We start from the raw sequence: 18,618 nt of genomic DNA on the forward strand, positions 1-18,618 counted from the left end.
CGCAGCGCTTCCAGACCATCGAGACCGTCCAGATCCGAAGGAGTCCGCACGATGACACTCACCACATTCGCCCGCCGCTCCGAGGCCACATCCCGGCCCCCCGTCGGCGACACCTCGGCCCCGGCGCCGGCCGCCCCGGTCAAGCGGCGCGCCCGGGACGCGGACGGTCTCGCCGTCGCGTCCTTCGTGCTCGGCCTCGTCGGCCTCCTGGTGATGAACCTCCTGCTCGGCCCGGCGGCCATCGTCATGGCGATCGTCGCGCTGGCCCGCTCCACCACCCGTCGCGGCCGTGCCCTGCTCGGGCTCGCACTCGGCGTCGCCGACCTGGTGATCCTCGCCTTCCTCGTCACCGGAAACGGCGTCGTCGCCTGGAACTTCGGCAGCTGACGGAGTACCCGTACCGACGCTCGCCCCCACCGGATCGGGCTCCGGACCGGGCGGGCCGGACCGCGCGTTTCACGGTGCGCGGGCGGGGGGACCCCATGCGCCCGCCGTACGCCCCGCCGCAGGCTCGTAGAATCGAGCCCACCATGGCTTACCTCGACCACGCCGCGACCACGCCGATGCTGCCGGAGGCGATCGCGGCGATGACCGCGCAGCTCGCCGCCACCGGCAACGCGTCCTCACTCCACGCCGCCGGGCGCCGGGCCCGCCGTACCGTCGAGGAGTCCAGAGAGACCCTCGCCGACGCCCTCGGGGCCCGCCCCAGCGAGGTGGTCTTCACCTCCGGCGGCACCGAGTCGGACAACCTCGCGGTGAAGGGGCTCTACTGGGCCCGCCGCGATGCCGATCCCCGCCGCACCCGGGTCCTGGCCAGCCCCGTCGAGCACCACGCGGTGCTGGACGCCGTCGACTGGCTCGCCGAGCACGAGGGCGCCACCGTCGAGTACCTTCCCGTCGACCGCTACGGCAGGGTCCACCCCGAGGCGCTGCGCGAGGCGCTGGTCCGCAACCCCGACGACGTCGCGATGATCACCGTGATGTGGGCGAACAACGAGATCGGCACCATCATGCCGGTACGTGAACTGGCCGGGGTCGCCCGCGAGTTCGACGTCCCGATGCACGCCGACGCGGTGCAGGCATTCGGGCAGCTCGACGTCGACTTCGCCGGCTCCGGACTCGCCGCGATGACCGTGAGCGCGCACAAGATCGGCGGCCCGTTCGGCGTCGGCGCGCTGCTGCTCGGCCGTGAGTACACCCCCGTACCCGTGCTGCACGGCGGCGGGCAGGAGCGGCACGTGCGCTCCGGCACCCTGGACGTGCCCGGCATCGCCGCGTTCGCCCTCGCGGGACGGCTCGCGGCCGACGGGCGCGAGGACTTCGCCCGGGAGGTCGGCGGGCTCCGCGACGAACTGGCAGCGGCCGTCCTCGCGCAGGTCCCCGACGCCGTCCTCGGCGGCGACCCGGCCCCCGGCGGACGGCTGCCGGCCAACGCGCACTTCACCTTCCCCGGCTGCGAGGGCGACTCGCTCCTGCTGCTGCTGGACGCCCAGGGCATCGCATGCTCCACCGGCTCCGCCTGCACGGCCGGGATCGCCCAGCCCAGTCACGTCCTGCTGGCCACCGGTACCGATCCCGACCTGGCCCGGGGCACCCTGCGCTTCTCGCTGGGCCACACCTCGACCAAGCAGGACGTCGAGGACGTGGCGCGGGCGATCGGCCCGGCGGTGGAGCGGGCGAGGACGGCGGGACTCAGCTGACGGTCGCCCCCGCGCGGGGCGGGCTCAGACCTTCGCCGCCCGGACCGGCCCGCCCCCGCGCCGGGCGGGCTCAGGCCTTCGCCGCCCGGACCAGCTTCATGTAGCGGTCCCAGTCCCAGCCCTTCCCCGGGTCCGTGTGGTCGGTCCCCGGCACCTCCACGTGCCCGATGATGTGCTCGCGGTCCACCGGGATGCCGTACCTCGCGCATATCGCCGCGGTGAGCCGGGCGGACGCCCCGTACATCGCGGTCGTGAAGCCCTGCGGGCGTTCCACGAAGCCCTCGTGCTCGATGCCCACGCTGCGTTCGTTGTAGGAGCGGTTGCCCGCGTGGAACGCCACGTCCAGCTCGCGGATCATCTGCGTCACATGACCGTCCTTGCGCACCACGTAGTGCGCCGCGGCCCGGTGTCCCGGGTCCTGGAAGACCTCGACCGCGCTGGTGAAGCTACCCTGTGTGACGTGGATGACCACACGGTCGATGTCGTAGTCGTCGGGGCGGTCCGCGCGCCGCCAGTTCGCATCGGAGGCCGCGGTCCAGGTGGCCCGCGCGTAATCCACCTCACCCGGCGTGCGCGGCTTCTCCACCCCGGGCAGCCGCCACCAGGCCCGCTTCAGCTGCTCCCGCGCCAGCGCCGCCGTGCCCGCCGCGGTGACGGCGCCGCCGATCAGCACCGCGCGCCGGCTGATCCCGCTGCCGGTCCCCGATCCTGCGGGGCCCTTGGCGCCCGCCGTCCCCTTGCTCCCCATGTGACCGACAACGCTTATCCGCGAGCATTCGGTTCCCGGCGACCCGTACCCTGGTGGAGCTATGACTCAGACTTCCCAGCGCCCCCTCCGCGTGCTCGCCGCCATGTCGGGCGGTGTCGACTCCGCCGTCGCGGCCGCCCGCGCCGCCGAGGCGGGCCACGACGTGACCGGTGTGCACCTCGCCCTGTCCGCGAACCCGCAGTCCTTCCGGACCGGCGCCCGGGGCTGTTGCACCATCGAGGACTCCCGCGACGCCCGCCGTGCCGCGGACGTCATCGGCATCCCCTTCTACGTCTGGGACCTCGCGGAACGCTTCCGCGAGGACGTCGTGGAGGACTTCGTCGCCGAGTACGAGGCGGGGCGCACCCCCAACCCGTGCCTGCGCTGCAACGAGAAGATCAAGTTCGCGGCGCTGCTCGACAAGGCCCTGGCCCTCGGTTTCGACGCGGTCTGCACCGGCCACTACGCCACCGTCGTCCTCGCCGAGGACGGCAGCCGTGAGCTGCACCGCGCCTCGGACATGGCCAAGGACCAGAGCTATGTGCTGGGCGTCCTGGACGAGCGCCAGCTCGCCCACGCGATGTTCCCGCTCGGTGACACCCTCACCACCAAGGACGAGATCCGTGCAGAGGCCGAGCGCCGCGGTCTCGCCGTGGCCAAGAAGCCCGACAGCCACGACATCTGCTTCATCGCCGACGGCGACACCCAGGGCTTCCTGGCGGACCGCCTCGGCGGCAAGGCGGAGGGCGACATCCTCGACGAGTCCGGTACGAAGCTCGGCACCCATGAGGGCGCCTTCGGCTTCACCATCGGCCAGCGCAAGGGCCTGCGCATCGGCCACCCGGCCGCCGACGGCAAGCCCCGCTACGTCCTCGACATCTCCCCGGTCGACAACACGGTCACCGTCGGCCCCGTCGAGGCCCTCGACGTCACCGCGCTCACGGCGATCAGGCCCCGCTGGTGCGGCACACCGCCGTCCGGTCCCGGCACCTACACCGCCCAGCTCCGCGCCCACGGCGGCGAGACCGAGGTGAGCGCCGAACTGCTCGACGGCACGCTCCACGTCACCTTCACCGAGCCGGTACGGGGCGTGGCCCCCGGCCAGGCGGTCGTGCTGTACGACGGGACCCGCGTGGTCGGGTCGGCGACGATCGCCACGACGGTGCGGCGGGAGACCGCGGCGGCGGGCTGACCGCCACCGCAGATGCCCCGCGCGGGAACGCCCGACCCCTGTACGGGCGTAGCCGCGCGGGGTGTTCTCGGCCCCCCGGCCCGCCCGCGTGCCTCTCAGGACGCCTGCCGTACGTGCGCGTCCCGGGTGAAGAACTCCGCCAGCACCGGAGCGATGGCCTGCGGCGCCAGCTCCCGGGCCTGTCCCGTGAGCGTGCGGTGCCGGCCCCGGGGCAGGGCGTCCGCCAGCAGACAGGTCGACGTCCTCGCACCGGCCGGGCTGAAGCCGCCACAGACCACCAGGGTCCGCGCCGTCACCGAGGCGAACCGCTCGGCCGGAATCCCGCCGTCACCCAGCACCGCGTCGTCGTAGGCCAGGGTGTGCGCCACGGATTCCAGGGTCCGCCACAGGGGCGCTCGCCGCATCCTGGCGACCATGTCGGCCGCGACGCCCGTCACGGACAGGAACAGCTCCACCGCCCCGCCCCGGTCCCCGGCCGACAGCAGCCGGTGCAGCCGGGCCGTGCAGCCGGCCTTGAACAGCAGGCCCGACGCGCCCGGGGTGTACGGCGGCTCGTACACCGCGAGCCGGGCGGCCGGGAGCCCGGCGGCCTGCGCCTCCAGGGCCAGCGCGCCGCCGGCCCCGACACCGAACACCGAGGGCCGCCCGCCCACCGCCTCCGCGAGCGCGGTCAGGTCCTCGATCTCGCGCTCCACCGCGTAGGGCGAGCTGTCCCCACTGGAGCCCCGGCCGCGCCGGTCGTACGTGACGACCTCGAAGCGCGGCGCGAGGAGACGGGCCAGCGGAGCCTCGGTCACCGCGGTGCCCAGCGCGCCGCTCACCAGGATCAGCGGCGGTCCTTCGCCCCGGCGCCGGTACGCGATCAGAGTGCCGTCGCGGGAGAGAGTCTTGTCCATGTGGAGATGGACTGCGAGGCGTGCGAAAACTCATCGCTCCCCGCGAAAACTTTCTGAACTTTCCCTTCTCCGCAGCTCGGAGCGGTTGTTGACGGCCGGTCGAGCCGTCAGGCAGCCAAGGTCTCGGTGTCGTAGAAGCAGAAGTGGTCCTTGATCGCGGCCACTTCGTCCTTCGGGTCCGGATACGCCCAGACCAGATCGGCGGCCTCCGGGCGCGACCAGTAAGCGGCATCTCCCTTGAACGGACAGTGGGTTCGGGTGTCCGACGCCGTGAGCAGTTCGGTTCGGACATCCTCGGGCGGCAGGTAGTAGCGGACCGGACAGCCCGTCTCGCGCAGGACGAGCGGGCGCCGGCTCTCGGCGAGCAGCACTCCGTCGCGGATCACGCGCACATGCTCGGTGCCGGGCGCGACGGTGATGTGGTGTCCTCGGGTGGCAGTCATGTTCTCCTCAGCTCCACCGGCTGCGGGTTTCTTCCCCGGATTCCGCACGGGCCGTGCCGGGCTCTACCGTGGCATCCATGAAGATCTGCGTTTTCCTCTCCGCTGCCGACCTCGACGACCGCTACACCGTGCCCGCCCGCGAATTCGCCGAGCTGATCGGCCGCGGCGGGCACACCCTGGTCTGGGGCGGTTCGGAGAGCGGGCTGATGAAGGTCGTCGCCGACGGTGTGCAGGAGGCCGGCGGCAAGCTGGTCGGGGTGTCGGTGGACTTCCTGGCCGCGAAGGCGCGGACCAACGCCGACGAGATGGTGATCGCGCGGGATCTCGCCGAGCGCAAGGCGCTGCTCCTGGAGAAGTCCGACGCGATCGTGGTCATGGTCGGCGGCACCGGCACGCTCGACGAGGCCACCGAGATCCTGGAGCTCAAGAAGCACGGCAAGCACACCAAGCCGGTCGTGCTGCTCAACACCGCGGGGTTCTACGACGGTCTGCGCCAGCAGTTCCAGCGCATGGAGGACGAGGGCTTCCTGCCGCTCCCGCTGACCGAGCTGGTCTTCTTCGCCAAGGACGGGGTCGGCGCCCTGGCCTACCTGGAGGAGGGGGCTGGCCTGCAGTGACGTGCGGGTGGTGGGGTGCCGGGTGCCACGAGGGGGCGGGCCTGCGGTGACGTGCGGGTGGTGGGGTGCCGGGTGCGACGATGGGGGCATGTCCACACACCTCATCACCGGTGCCGGTTCCGGCATCGGCGCAGCCGTCGCCCGCCGTCTCACGGAGCGCGGCGACGAGCTCGTCCTGCTGGCCCGTGACGCGGGCCGCGCCAAGGAACTGGCCGCGCTCCACCCCGGCGCCCGCACGATCGTCGGCGACCTGTCCAACCCGGACCGGCTCTCCTGGGCCTTCGGCCAGCAGCCGATGCCGGAGCGGCTCGACTCGCTGCTGCACATCGCGGGTGTCGTCGAGCTCGGCCGCGTCGGCGAGCTCACCCCCAAGGCCTGGCACTTCCAGCTCAACGCCAACCTGGTCGCCCCGGCCGAGCTGACCCGCCTCCTGCTGCCCCAGTTGCGCGTCGCACAGGGCCACGTCCTCTTCGTCAACTCCGGCGCCGGGCTCGCCGCCCACGCCGAGTGGAGCGCGTACGCCGCCAGCAAGCACGGGCTCAAGGCGCTGGCCGACTCGCTGCGTCACGAGGAGCACGGGAACGGGGTCCGGGTGACGTCCGTGTACCCGGGCCGCACCGCCAGCCCCATGCAGGCCAAGGTCCACCAGCAGGAGGGCAAGGAGTACGACGCCTCGCGCTGGATCGACCCGGAGTCCGTCGCCACCACGATCCTGATGGCGCTCGACCTGCCGCGCGACGCCGAGGTCAACGACCTCACGGTGCGGCCCGGCCGCTGACGGCTGGACGCGGTGTACGGCAGCGTCCGGACTGCTGGCGGCCGCGTCGGCGAAGGGTGCGGCCCGGCCGCTGAGGGTCCGGGCGGCGAGCAGCGAACCCCGGCCGCTGACGGCCGAGGTGGCGAACAGTGCGTCCCGGCCGCTGACGGTCCGGGCCGGGAACCGCCGTAGGCTTCCCGCGTGAGCGAGAAGAGCAAGTTCAGCGGGTGCCCGGCCACCGGAATCGGTTCGATGCCCGGAGGCGACGCGCGGGAGGCGGCGAAGACCGTCACCGGCTCCTTCGGGGACGGCCAGGGTGTGCCGTATCTGGCGGAACTGCCCGCGCGCGGGCCCGGCGCGGACATGATCGGGCGGAGCATCGGGCTGCTCGTCGAGATGTACGGGCACGTCGAGCCGAGCGGCTGGCGCATCAGCGACCGGCCGGGGCGCGACACCCGCCGGGCCCGGTCCTGGCTCGGCGAGGACCTCGACGCGCTGGAGGAGTTCACCCAGGGGTACGAAGGCCCGCTCAAGGTGCAGGCGGTCGGGCCGTGGACGCTGGCCGCCGCGCTGGAGCGCCGGGGCGGCGAGGCCGTCCTCGGCGACCCGGGCGCCTGCCGCGACCTGGCCGGTTCGCTCGCGGAGGGGCTGCGCAACCACCTCGCCGAGGTGCGGCGCCGGATGCCCGGTGCGCGCGTCGTCCTCCAGCTCGACGAACCGTCGCTGACCGGCGTCCTGCTCGGGCGGATCAGGACGGCGAGCGGCTACCGCACGTACCGGGCCGTGGACCGCCAGGTGGTCGAGGACACGCTGCGCGAGGTGCTGGGTGCGGCCGGCGACGCCGCCACGGTCGTGCACACCTGCGCCCCCGACGTGCCGTTCGCCCTGCTGCGCCGGGCCGGGACCGACGGGATCTCGTTCGATTTCTCCCTGCTCACCGAGCGTGAGGAGGAGGCGATCGGGGAAGCGGTCGAGGGCGGAACCCAGCTCTTCCTCGGCGTGGTGCCGGGCACCGACCCGGCCTCGGGCCAATTGTCCGACCCGGGCGGTAGCGTCATGGGTGTCAGGACGCTGTGGCGCAGGCTGGGGCTGAATCCGGGGACTCTGACCGAGTCCGTGGCGATCACCCCTGCGTGCGGTCTCGCGGGTGCCTCGCCCGCGTACGCCCGTGCCGCGCTCGCCCACTGCGCCCGGGCCGCGAAATCGCTCGCAGACAACCCTGAGTAACGGGGCGCTGGGCAACGGGAGGACGGGACGATGGCCGGCGAACAGCAGACGCCACTGCCGGGCGAACAGGAGACGGCCGTGCCGGCCCCGGCGCGGGAGCGGCACGCGCTCCTTGCCGAGCAGGTCGAGGAGCACCGCTTCCGCTATTACGTGAACGACCAGCCGGTCGTCAGCGACGCGGAGTTCGACCGGCTGATGCGTGAGCTGGAGGCCCTGGAGGACGAGCACCCGCAGCTGCGCACACCCGACTCGCCGACCCAGAAGGTCGCGGGGCCGTACCGGACGCAGTTCACCTCCGTCGAGCACCGCGAGCGGATGCTGTCGCTGGACAACGCCTTCGACGACGAGGAGCTCGCCGCCTGGGGCGAGCGGATCGCCCGGGACGTGGGCGCGACCGGCTATCACTACCTGTGCGAGCTCAAGATCGACGGACTCGCGGTCAACCTGACCTACGAGCACGGGCTGCTGACCCGGGCCGCGACCCGGGGCGACGGCCGCACCGGCGAGGACATCACGCCCAACGTCCGTACGATCGCGGAGATCCCGCACCGGCTGAAGGGCGACCGGATCCCGGCGCTCGTCGAGGTCCGCGGCGAGGTCTTCTTCCCGATGGACGCCTTCGAGGAGCTGAACGCCCGCCTGGTGGAGGCGGAGGACAAACCCTTCGCCAACCCGCGCAACGCGGCGGCCGGTTCGCTGCGCCAGAAGGATCCCAAGGTCACCGCCACCCGGCCCCTGCACATGGTGGTCCACGGCATCGGCGCCCGCGAGGGCTTCGACATCGACTGCCTCTCGCACGCCTACGAGCTGCTCCACGAGTGGGGTCTGCCCACCGCCAAGTACAACAAGGTGGTGGACTCCCTCGCCGGGGTGCGGGAGTTCATCGCGTACTTCGGCGAGCACCGGCACTCCGTGGAGCACGAGATCGACGGAGTCGTCGTCAAGCTCGACGAGATCCCGCTCCAGGGACGGCTCGGCTCCACCTCCCGCGCACCGCGCTGGGCCATCGCCTGGAAGTACGCGCCGGAGGAGGTCAACACCAAGCTGGTCAACATCCGCGTCGGCGTCGGCCGCACCGGCCGCGTCACCCCGTACGCCCAGGTCGAACCGGTCGAGGTGGCGGGCTCCGAGGTCGAGTTCGCGACCCTGCACAACCAGAACGTGGTCCGCGCCAAGGGCGTCCTGATCGGCGACACGGTCGTGCTCCGCAAGGCCGGCGACGTGATCCCGGAGATCCTCGGCCCGGTCGCCGACCTCCGCGACGGCACCGAGCGTGCCTTCGTCATGCCCACCCACTGCCCCGAGTGCGGGACGGAGCTGCGGCCGATGAAGGAGGCCGACATCGACGTCCGCTGCCCCAACGCCCGCTCCTGCCCCGCGCAGCTGCGGGAGCGGGTCGCCTATCTGGCGGGCCGCAAGTGCCTGGACATCGACCACTTCGGATACGTCGCCGCCGCAGCCCTGACCCGGCCGCTGGAGCCCGCCGAACCGCCGCTGCGGGACGAGGGCGACCTGTTCGGACTGACCGTCGAGCAGCTCCTGCCCATCCGTGCCTACGTCCTCGACATGGACAGCGGGCTGCCCAAGCGGGACCCGAAGACCGGTGAGGAGAAGATCGCGACGGTCTTCGCCAACCAGCAGGGCGAGCCGAAGAAGAACGCCCTCGGCATGCTGGACGCCATCGCCGCGGCGAAGGAAGCACCGCTGGCCCGGATCCTCACCGGGCTCTCCATCCGCCATGTCGGACCGGTCGCCGCCCAGGAGCTGGCCCGGCAGTTCCGGTCCATCGACCGGATCGACGAGGCCACCGAGCAGGAGCTGTCCGACGCCGACGGGGTCGGGCCGATCATCGCCGCGTCGGTCAAGCAGTGGTTCGCCGAGGACTGGCACCGCGAGATCCTGCGCAAATGGCGCGAGGCCGGGGTCCGTATGGAGGACGAGGGCGCCGGTGAGGAGGAGGGGCCGAGGCCGCTCGAAGGTCTCACCGTCGTGGTCACCGGCACCCTGACCGGGCACACCAGGGACGGGGCGAAGGACGCCCTCCAGAGCCGCGGGGCGAAGGTCACCGGTTCCGTCTCGAAGAAGACGTCCTTCGTGGTGGTCGGCGACAACCCCGGGTCGAAGTACGACAAGGCGATGCAGCTGAAGGTGCCCGTGCTGGACGAGGACGGCTTCGCGGTGCTGCTCGACCAGGGGCCCGACGCGGCACGCGATGCCGCGGTTCCGGTCGGGGAGCAGTAGGCGGAGCGGACGGCAGCCGAGGAGCAGTCGTGGAGCGGTGGGCACCCGCGGAGCAGCAGGGAGCGGACAGCCACCGTGGAGCAGGCGGTCCGCCGGGCCGGGCGGTCACCCCGGAGGTTTCGACGCGTGGCGGACGGCGGCGGCGCCGGAGGGTGAGAGGGGTGTGACGCACCGTCGGATTCACCCGATCGGCGCATACCAGATACTGACGGATGGTCGGTTCGCATTCGAGCAAGAGCTGTAGACCGCTGCCCCTGGGAGCCTTCTGCGGCCTACTGTTGGGAGATGCGCCCGCGGTGCCCGGCCACTGGGCGGAATCGCGGCGTGGTGGCACGGAACGGATCATCAGGTGACATCGGCACCGCCGGCTGTGAGAGGGACGGAATGAAACCGACCGAGAACGCCGCACCGGTGTCGCGGCTGCAAGGTTTCGTCGGCCCCATGCCCAAAGTGGGTGCCGTCGTCGTGGCCGTCGCCACCGTCCAGCTCGCGACCGGTTTCTACCGGACGGTGAGCAGGGGGCACGCCCTCTTCCCGGACGGGCGCGCCGGCTGGTCGCTCGCCGTGCTCACCGGGATAGTCGTCGGCCATCTGGTCGCGCTCGGCCGCGACCGCTGGTGGGGCGGCACCGGTTCCGGCGCGGCCCTCACCCTCGCCGTGCTGCTCCTCTACGGCTGGGTGCCCGCGGGCCTGGTCAGCCTGGTCGTGGTCGTCCTCGTCGGTGTGGCCCGACGCCACCGCTGGTGGCAGGGGCTGCTGCACGGAGCGGTGGACATCCTGGGCGTCGGCGCGGCGGCGCTGGTCCTTGCCGCGTTCGGCGAGGTGCAGAGTGTCGAATCGCCCTGGCAGCCACTCGACTGGGGCATCGACGCGGTGCCGGAAGTCCTGCTCGCGGCCTCCACCTATCTTCTCGTCACCCGGGTCCTGCTGTGGTACGCCCGGTCCCCGCAGAGCGGCGGACTGCCGACGGTCGCCCGTACCGCGCTGCTGCGGCAGGGGCTCGTCGCCGTCGCCCTCCTCGGCATCGCACCGCTCATCTGTGTCGTCGCGATGGCCATGCCCGTCCTGCTGCCCCTCTTCGCGGTCCCCCTGATCGCCCTCGACTCCACGCTCTGGATCGCCCGTGCCAGGGCGGAGGAGCAGCTGCGGGACCCGCTGACCGGACTGCCGAACAGACAGTGGCTGCTGGAGCGGACCTGGACGGCGCTGGAGGAGGCCGAGAGCCTCGGCAGCCGGGTCGGCCTCGTCCTGATCGACCTGGACCGCTTCCGTGCGGTCAACGACACCCTCGGCCACCTCGCCGGGGACCGGCTGCTGCTGCAGATAGCGGACCGGCTGCGGCTCGCCCTGCCGCGCGGTGCGGAGGCCGCCAGGCTCGGAGGCGACGAGTTCGCCGTCCTGCTGCCGACCGCGGACTCCACCACCAGCGCCCAGCGGGTCGCCCGCCATCTCGTCGCCGAGCTCTCCTCGCCGCTCGACCTCGACGGACTCACGCTCGTGCTGGAGGCCAGCGCCGGAGTCGCCGTCTACCCCGACCACGCGCTGGACGCGGAAGGGCTGCTCCGGCGTGCTGACGTGGCGATGTACCAGGCCAAGCGCGACCGGACGGGTGTGGAGGTCTACGAGTCCAAGCGGGACAGCAACACCCCGGACCGGCTCGGCCTCCTCGGTGATCTGCGGCGCGCGCTGGACGCCGGTGAGGTGGAACTGCACTACCAGCCGAAGGTCCGGTTCGACGGCCAGGTGGCCGGCCTGGAGGCGCTGGTCCGCTGGGTGCATCCGGAGCGGGGGCGGGTCCCCCCGGACGAGTTCATCGCCATAGCCGAGTCGTCCGGGCTGATGCCCCACCTCACGGAGTACGTCCTGGAGACCGCGCTGGCCCAGGTCGCCCGGTGGCGGGCGCAGGGCCTCTTCGTCCCGGTCGCGGTCAACGTGTCCCCGCGCGACGTGCACACCCCGGGGTTCGCGGGCGGTGTCGCGGCCCGGCTGGCCCGCCACGGCGTCCCGGCCGGCGCCCTCCAGCTGGAGATAACGGAACACGTGCTGCTGGAGGACCCGCAGCGGGCCGCGGACACCCTCGCGGGACTGACCGGACACGGCGTGAAGATGTCCCTGGACGACTTCGGCACGGGCTACTCCTCGCTGGTCCATCTGCGCCGGCTGCCGGTCAGCGAGCTCAAGATCGACCGGTCGTTCGTGGCCCGGCTCGCCATCGACCACGAGGACGCGGAGATCGTCCGCTGCACGATCGACCTTGCCCACTCGCTCGGTCTGGTGGTCGTCGCCGAGGGTGTCGAGGACGACGAGACATGGGAGCGGCTGCGGGACCTGGGCTGCGACGCGGTGCAGGGATGGCTGGTGGCGGCCGCGATGCCGCCCCAGGAGACGACGGCGTGGCTGCGGGCGCGCGGCGAGCACGGATGGCGGCGGCCGGCGGAGCTGGCAGCCGCTGCCGCGGCGGCCGCCGCGGCAGCGGGTGTGGCCGCCGCGACGGCGCCGGCCGAGCTGGAGCAGCGGCCGTCCGGGCGGGCGGTCGACTCGCGGCCCGCGACGACGTAGCGCGAGGTGGCGGGGGGTTCGGGGCGCGGGCTGCGGAGGCGGCCGGGGGCGCCCGGCGGCCGCTGAGTCCGCGAGCGGTGGACGGGCTCGATGGGCGCTCGGCGGCCGCCTCGTCACCGCGTGCCGGGCGGTCCCGGACTCCGTCCCGCGGCCGCTTCGCCGAGCGGGTGTTCCCCGGGTGGCCGTAGCCGGTGCGGGCGACCCCATAGGATTGGGGGCCGGCGGCATATTTCCACCTGCCGCGCGACGCCTGGCACGCACGCTCGCCGCGTCGCCGAAACGCCCACGTGGTCCCGCCACGAGGGCGCTCCGGCGCCTTGCGATCGCACGCACCGGACGCCGCGCAATCTGTCCTTGGGACGGGCGGCGGAAGCGTGCCGCCGGTCCCCGGCCAAAACCACACACCAACCCCTGAGGATCGCTGCATGCCTGGCATCACGCGCGAGGAGGTCGCCCACCTCGCCCGGCTGGCACGTCTGGAGCTGAAGGGCGAAGAGCTCGATCACTTCGCCGGTCAGCTCGACGACATCATCGGCGCGGTCGCCCGCGTCTCCGAGGTCGCCGACCAAGACGTACCGCCGACCTCCCACCCGCTGCCGCTGACCAACGTCATGCGGGCGGACGAGGTCCGTCCGTCGCTCACCCCCGCGCAGGCGCTCTCCGGCGCCCCGGCCCAGGAGCAGCAGCGTTTCAAGGTGCCGCAGATCCTGGGGGAGGACTAAAAGCCATGACGGACATCAGCACCATCATCAAGCTCACCGCCGCCGAGATCGCCGCGAAGATCGCCTCGGGCGAGCTCACGGCCGTCGAGGTCACCGAGGCCCACCTGGCCCGGATCGAGGCCATCGACGAGAAGGTCCACGCCTTCCTGCACGTCGACCGCGAGGGCGCGCTCGCGCAGGCCCGCGCCGTCGACGCCAAGAAGGCGGCCGGCGAGAAGCTGGGCCCGCTGGCCGGCGTCCCGCTCGCGCTGAAGGACATCTTCACCACCGAGGACATGCCGACCACCGTCGGCTCGAAGATCCTCGAAGGCTGGGTCCCGCCGTACGACGCGACCGTCACCAAGCGGCTGAAGGCCGCCGACGTCGTCATCCTCGGCAAGACCAACATGGACGAGTTCGCCATGGGCTCCTCCACCGAGAACAGCGCCTACGGTCCGACCGGCAACCCGTGGGACCTCACCCGCATCCCGGGCGGCTCCGGCGGCGGCTCCTCGGCGGCCCTCGCGTCGTTCGAGGCCCCGCTCGCCATCGGCACGGACACCGGCGGCTCCATCCGCCAGCCCGCCGCCGTCACCGGTACCGTCGGCGTCAAGCCCACCTACGGCGGCGTCTCCCGCTACGGCATGGTGGCCTTCTCCTCCTCCCTCGACCAGGGCGGGCCCTGCGCCCGTACGGTCCTGGACGCGGCGCTGCTGCACGAGGCCATCGCCGGGCACGACCCGCTCGACTCGACCTCCATCGACGCCCCGGTCCCGCCGGTCGTCGAGGCCGCGCGCAACGGCTCCGTACAGGGCATGCGCGTCGGTGTCGTGAAGCAGTTCTCCGGTGAGGGCTACCAGGCCGGTGTCGTCCAGCGCTTCAACGAGTCGGTCGAGCTGCTGAAGTCGCTCGGCGCCACGGTCGTCGAGCTGGACTGCCCGTCCTTCGACCTCGGCCTTTCGGCGTACTACCTCATCGCGCCGTCCGAGTGTTCCTCGAACCTCGCCCGCTTCGACGCCATGCGCTACGGCCTGCGGGTCGGCGACGACGGCACGAGGTCCGCCGAGGACGTCACCGCGCTCACCCGCGAGGCCGGCTTCGGCGACGAGGTCAAGCGCCGCATCATCCTCGGTACGTACGCGCTGAGCTCCGGCTACTACGACGCGTACTACGGCTCGGCGCAGAAGGTCCGCACGCTGATCACGCGGGACTTCGAGAAGGCCTTCGAGCAGGTCGACGTCATCGTCTCCCCGACGACGCCCACCACCGCCTTCCCGATCGGCGAGCGTGCCGACGACCCGATGGCGATGTACCTCGCGGACCTGTGCACCATTCCGACCAACCTGGCCGGCAACGCCGCCATGTCGCTTCCCTGCGGCCTGGCGCCGGAGGACGGTCTCCCGGTCGGGCTGCAGATCATCGCCCCCGCCATGAAGGACGACCGGCTGTACAAGGTCGGAGCCGCCGTCGAGGCCGCTTTCGTGGAAAAGTGGGGACACCCGCTGCTTGAGGAGGCTCCGTCGCTATGAGCGCAATGGCTAAGAAGGCCAAGAACTTCAAGAAGTCCAAGACCGGCGCGTACGTATCCATGGGTACGACCGCCTTCGGCGCGCTCAGCGTGTTCAAGCAGGTGAAGATGGCCCGCCAGGACAACGACACACTGCGGCTGATCGACGCCGCCGTATCCGCCGCCGCGATCGTGACCGGACTCGCGATCCTCTACCGCGAGCTCAAGCGTCTCGGCGACGACGACGTCCTGCTGGGCTGAGAGGGAAAGTTTCAGTGACTGTCATTGACCTGGAGTCGTACGAGGACGCCCTCGCGACGTACGACCCCGTCATGGGCCTCGAAGTCCATGTCGAGCTCGGCACCAAGACCAAGATGTTCTGCGGCTGCTCCACCGAGCTCAAGCAGGACGCCAACTCGCAGACCTGTCCGGTCTGTCTCGGGCTGCCCGGCGCGCTGCCGGTCGTGAACGAGATCGGCGTCGAGTCCGCCATCAAGATCGGCCTCGCGCTGAACTGCGAGATCGCCGAGTGGTGCCGCTTCGCCCGGAAGAACTACTTCTATCCGGACATGCCGAAGAACTTCCAGACCTCGCAGTACGACGAGCCGATCGCCTTCGACGGTTATCTGGACGTCCAGCTGGAGGACGGGGAGATCTTCCGGGTGCAGATCGAGCGCGCCCACATGGAGGAGGACACCGGCAAGTCGACGCACGTCGGCGGTGCCACCGGCCGCATCCACGGCGCGTCCCACTCCCTGCTCGACTACAACCGCGCGGGCATCCCGCTCATCGAGATCGTCACCAAGCCGATCGAGGGTGCGGGCGCACGCGCCCCGGAGGTCGCCAAGGCGTACGTCGCCGAGCTCCGCGAGCTCATCAAGGCGCTCGGCGTCTCGGAGGCCCGCATGGAGATGGGCCAGATGCGCTGCGACGTGAACCTGTCGCTGCGCCCGCACGGCCGCGAGGCGTTCGGTACCCGCTCCGAGACGAAGAACGTGAACTCGCTGCGTTCCGTCGAGCGGGCCGCGCGCTTCGAGATCCAGCGCCACGCCGCGGTGCTGAACTCGGGCGGCGCGATCGTGCAGGAGACCCGGCACTTCCACGAGGAGGACGGCTCCACCACGGCCGGCCGCATCAAGGACAACGCCGAGGACTACCGCTACTTCCCCGAGCCCGACCTGGTGCCGGTCGCTCCGGCCCGGGAGTGGGTCGAGGAGCTCCGCAAGGGGCTTCCCGAGCTGCCGCGGCTGCGCCGCGCCCGGCTCAAGGAGGAGTGGGGTGTCTCCGAGCACGACATGCAGTCCATCCTCAACGCGGGCGCGGTCGATCTGATCGTCGCCACGACCGAGGCGGGCGCTCCGTCGGACCAGGCCCGCAAGTGGTGGATGGGCGAGCTCGCCCGTAACGCCAACGAGACCGGCCGCGGTCTCGACGAGCTGGGTGTCACCCCGGCGCAGGTCGCCAGGGTCGCCGAGCTCGTCGCCTCCGGCGATCTCAACGACAAGCTGGCCCGCCAGGTCCTTGAGGGCGTCCTCGCGGGCGAGGGCGACCCGGACACCGTCGTCGAGAAGCGCGGCCTGAAGGTCGTCTCCGACGAGGGCGCGCTGTCCACGGCCGTGGACGAGGCCATCGCGGGCAACGCCGCCATCGCGGACAAGATCCGTGGCGGCAAGGTCGCGGCCGCAGGTGCGCTCGTGGGCGCCGTCATGAAGGCCACCCGTGGCCAGGCGGACGCGGCCCGGGTGCGCGAGCTGATCCTGGAGAAGCTCGGCGTCGAGGGCTGAGTCCTTCGTCGTACGTCCGGCAAGGGGCGGTGCACCGGTTGGGAGACCGGTGCACCGCCCCTTGTCCGTTGCCCGGCCCCAGGCCGTCGCCGGACCGTCAGCGCTTCAGCAGCGGGGTGCCGAGGGCGAGGATCGCGCCGTCGCAGTTCGAGTCGATGTGGATCCGCAGGCGCAGCCCGTTGTCCACCTTCAGTGACAGCTTCTGCGGTATGCCCAGCTGCAGGGTGCCGACCCACAGCGTCTTGTCGTCGACCTTGATGGTCAGCCGTCCCGATTCGTAGGTGGAGTCGTCGTCGATGCCTGCGGTCAGATCGAAGGTCGTCCACGCCCGGTCGAGGTTGAACTCCATGTACGGCTCCACGTCGCAGTCCGGCGTGGCCACGAAGGCGTCATTGTGCAACTGCGTGTTGATCTTCGCGGAACCCACCTCGAACGCCGCGGGCTCGGCCACCGTGTTCAGCGTCGTCAGGGAGATCTGCGAGGCGTCCTCCACGGATCCGGGGTCCGTCAGCTCCGGGGACGCGGAGGCCGTGTCGTCGCCCTCGGCGCCCGGCTCCGCGACAGGGGTGTCCGATTCGGTGCCGGGGGTTTCCTCCTCGGTCACCTCCGGGGTCGACGCGGGAGACGACTGCGTGCTCGCCCCACCGGTACCCGCCCCTTCGTCGTCCTTGTCGCCGTTCAGGGCCTGTACGCCCCATGCGCCCAGTGCGGCGAAGAGCACCACGGCCGCCACGGGGAGCGCGATCCGCAACAGCCTGCGCTTCTTCTTCGGCGGCGGGGACGCCTGCGGGGACTGGGGGGCGGGGTCCGGATCCTGGAAGGGCGTGGCGGAGGCGAAGGCCGCCGTCGCGGTGCCGGGATTCACCGTCGAGGGCGGTGACACACCCGGGTCCGACGAGGCCGTGATCGGCGGCGGGAAGACGGACCGGGGGCTGTCCGGCGCCGTGGGCGGCGGCGTGGAGGGTGCCGGAGGGGGAGTGGCGACCGGGCCTCCCGGCGGGGGGAGCAGCGGCGGCGGAGGTATGAGGGCGGGGGCGACCGCCGGCGGTGTGTCCCGCACGGACTCCCCGGCTGCCCCTGCCCCCGGTACCGCGTCGCGCGCCGAGGAGCCGGTCGTCGTGGTCGACACCACGGCCGAGCGCACGTCCTTCACCCACGCGGACAGGCTTTCCGGCCGCTTGTCGGGTTCGGCCGCGCAGACGGACAGGATGCGCTCGCAGCGCTCCGGAGCCGCGGCGGCCACCTGCGGGAGCGCGCGCAGCGCGGCACGCAGCTGCTCGGGGGTGCTGGGCGGGGCCTGGCCGCTGAGCAGGAAGTAGGCGATCGCGCCGAAGGCGTACCGGTCCGTGTTCGGCGTCCGCTTGCCCTCGAAGACCTCGGGGGCGGCGTAGCCGGGCGTGAACCAGACCTCGGCCGTCTGGTGGTCCGCGGTCAGCTTGCTCAGCCCGAAGTCGACGAGCGTGGCCTGACCGTGCTCGTCGACCATCACGTTGCCGGGGGACAGGTCGCCGTGGACGACGGTGCGCCCGGACGGAGTCGCCCGGCCCGAGTGCAGCCAGTCCAGCACGTCCGCGAGCTGTTCGAGCGTCCGCAGCACCTCCCGGCGCTCGGCGTGGCTGGAGAGGGTCCGCTCGGCGCGCCAGTCCCGCAGGTCGAGGCCGTCCACATGGTTCATGACCAGGACCAGGGCGCGTCCGGCAGCGGTCGAGGCGTCGCCGCGGCTGTGGATCGGCGGCCCTTCGAAGTGCTCGCGCACGCCGACGACACCGGGACGGTTCACGAACCGCAGGAGCTCCGCCTGCTCCTGCCACTTCGCGCTGAGCCGTTGGAACTGCTCGATGGTGATCGTGGTCTTCGAGTCCAGGACCTTCACGACCACGGTCTCGGGTGCCCCGTCCAGCTCTATCTCCGCCCGGTAGAGGACGGCTTCGCCACCCCGGCCGATGGAATTGAGCAGACGGTATCTGTCCGGAGACGCATCCGGTCCGATGTGGTGCGTCGCACTGTTCAACTGGGCCCCCAGAGGACGGTAATTGACGGCTCATAAGATTGCCGGGTCGGTGCGGCCCCGGTCAACGGAGACAAGGTCCGGCTTCCCGCGCGGGCGGCTTCCGGCCGGAAGGGCGTCCACCCGCGAGGGCGGTGCGGCTGCTGCCGCGCCGGGTGTGCGCCCCCGCCGTACGGCGGTGCCGGTGTCGCTCATATGTGGATCCGGGCCCTGTGAGTAATGCCACGAAACGGGCAAA

Annotated in this window: 16 protein-coding genes; 12 read left to right on the forward strand and 4 right to left on the reverse strand. The window is 72.0% G+C overall.

Features of this window, described 5'->3' with window-relative positions:
• Positions 1–51 precede the first annotated feature (51 nt).
• Together ACGFZA_RS05395 and ACGFZA_RS05400 are read left to right on the forward strand one after the other, a co-directional pair.
• On the forward strand, positions 52–387 hold the full coding sequence (locus tag ACGFZA_RS05395; RefSeq protein WP_393677259.1) for a DUF4190 domain-containing protein: 336 nt from the start codon (positions 52–54) through the stop codon (positions 385–387).
• Positions 388–530: 143 nt separating this feature from the next.
• Positions 531–1,700, forward strand: coding sequence for a cysteine desulfurase family protein (locus tag ACGFZA_RS05400; RefSeq protein ID WP_393677261.1), 1,170 nt, complete (start codon positions 531–533; stop codon positions 1,698–1,700).
• A gap of 70 nt (positions 1,701–1,770) precedes the next feature.
• Here the strand turns inward: ACGFZA_RS05400 and ACGFZA_RS05405 are convergent, their stop codons facing one another.
• Positions 1,771–2,448, reverse strand: a complete 678-nt coding sequence (locus ACGFZA_RS05405) for an N-acetylmuramoyl-L-alanine amidase (RefSeq protein ID WP_385286549.1) — start codon at positions 2,446–2,448, stop codon at positions 1,771–1,773.
• A gap of 61 nt (positions 2,449–2,509) precedes the next feature.
• Between ACGFZA_RS05405 and mnmA the strand changes: the two genes are divergently transcribed.
• On the forward strand, positions 2,510–3,640 hold the full coding sequence (gene mnmA, locus ACGFZA_RS05410) for a tRNA 2-thiouridine(34) synthase MnmA (protein WP_393677264.1): 1,131 nt from the start codon (positions 2,510–2,512) through the stop codon (positions 3,638–3,640).
• 95 nt (positions 3,641–3,735) lie between these two features.
• On the opposite strand, the gene ACGFZA_RS05415 is transcribed toward mnmA, so the two are convergent.
• Entirely contained in the window at positions 3,736–4,536 is an 801-nt protein-coding gene (locus ACGFZA_RS05415; RefSeq protein ID WP_385286546.1) for an alpha/beta fold hydrolase, read from the reverse strand.
• A 107-nt stretch (positions 4,537–4,643) separates the two neighbouring features.
• Entirely contained in the window at positions 4,644–4,979 is a 336-nt protein-coding gene (locus tag ACGFZA_RS05420) for a DUF427 domain-containing protein (protein ID WP_393677267.1), read from the reverse strand.
• 77 nt (positions 4,980–5,056) lie between these two features.
• Here ACGFZA_RS05420 and ACGFZA_RS05425 point away from each other — a divergent pair, with 77 nt between their 5' ends.
• The 9 genes from ACGFZA_RS05425 to gatB all read left to right on the forward strand — a co-directional run bounded on the left by ACGFZA_RS05425 (position 5,057) and on the right by gatB (position 16,372).
• Positions 5,057–5,596 (forward strand): TIGR00730 family Rossman fold protein, encoded by a 540-nt coding sequence (locus tag ACGFZA_RS05425; protein WP_385286543.1) that lies wholly within the window; start codon positions 5,057–5,059, stop codon positions 5,594–5,596.
• An 88-nt stretch (positions 5,597–5,684) separates the two neighbouring features.
• On the forward strand, positions 5,685–6,374 hold the full coding sequence (locus ACGFZA_RS05430) for an SDR family oxidoreductase (RefSeq protein WP_393677270.1): 690 nt from the start codon (positions 5,685–5,687) through the stop codon (positions 6,372–6,374).
• Between the two features lie 180 nt (positions 6,375–6,554).
• Positions 6,555–7,580 carry a methionine synthase gene (locus ACGFZA_RS05435; RefSeq protein ID WP_393677272.1) on the forward strand — a complete coding sequence of 342 codons (1,026 nt, stop codon included), beginning with the start codon at positions 6,555–6,557 and terminating at the stop codon, positions 7,578–7,580.
• Positions 7,581–7,610: 30 nt separating this feature from the next.
• Entirely contained in the window at positions 7,611–9,821 is a 2,211-nt protein-coding gene (gene ligA, locus ACGFZA_RS05440; RefSeq protein WP_385286537.1) for an NAD-dependent DNA ligase LigA, read from the forward strand.
• A 384-nt stretch (positions 9,822–10,205) separates the two neighbouring features.
• Positions 10,206–12,380: a putative bifunctional diguanylate cyclase/phosphodiesterase gene (locus ACGFZA_RS05445; protein WP_393677275.1), complete on the forward strand. Its 2,175-nt coding sequence runs from the start codon at positions 10,206–10,208 to the stop codon at positions 12,378–12,380.
• Between the two features lie 425 nt (positions 12,381–12,805).
• Positions 12,806–13,102 carry an Asp-tRNA(Asn)/Glu-tRNA(Gln) amidotransferase subunit GatC gene (gene gatC / locus ACGFZA_RS05450; protein ID WP_003966094.1) on the forward strand — a complete coding sequence of 99 codons (297 nt, stop codon included), beginning with the start codon at positions 12,806–12,808 and terminating at the stop codon, positions 13,100–13,102.
• A gap of 5 nt (positions 13,103–13,107) precedes the next feature.
• Positions 13,108–14,610 (forward strand): Asp-tRNA(Asn)/Glu-tRNA(Gln) amidotransferase subunit GatA, encoded by a 1,503-nt coding sequence (gene gatA, locus ACGFZA_RS05455; protein WP_385284142.1) that lies wholly within the window; start codon positions 13,108–13,110, stop codon positions 14,608–14,610.
• Positions 14,607–14,849, forward strand: a complete 243-nt coding sequence (locus ACGFZA_RS05460) for a hypothetical protein (RefSeq protein WP_148020961.1) — start codon at positions 14,607–14,609, stop codon at positions 14,847–14,849. Before gatA ends, ACGFZA_RS05460 begins: the two co-directional genes overlap by 4 nt.
• Positions 14,850–14,863: 14 nt before the next feature.
• The gene (gene gatB, locus ACGFZA_RS05465; RefSeq protein ID WP_393677279.1) at positions 14,864–16,372 is read left to right on the forward strand and encodes an Asp-tRNA(Asn)/Glu-tRNA(Gln) amidotransferase subunit GatB; all 1,509 of its coding nucleotides are present in this window, start codon (positions 14,864–14,866) and stop codon (positions 16,370–16,372) included.
• 97 nt (positions 16,373–16,469) lie between these two features.
• On the opposite strand, the gene ACGFZA_RS05470 is transcribed toward gatB, so the two are convergent.
• Positions 16,470–18,383, reverse strand: a complete 1,914-nt coding sequence (locus tag ACGFZA_RS05470) for a protein kinase (protein WP_385284137.1) — start codon at positions 18,381–18,383, stop codon at positions 16,470–16,472.
• Positions 18,384–18,618 lie beyond the last annotated feature (235 nt).

The organism is Streptomyces sp. NPDC048211 (genome assembly GCF_043202315.1).
GTDB lineage: Bacteria > Actinomycetota > Actinomycetes > Streptomycetales > Streptomycetaceae > Streptomyces.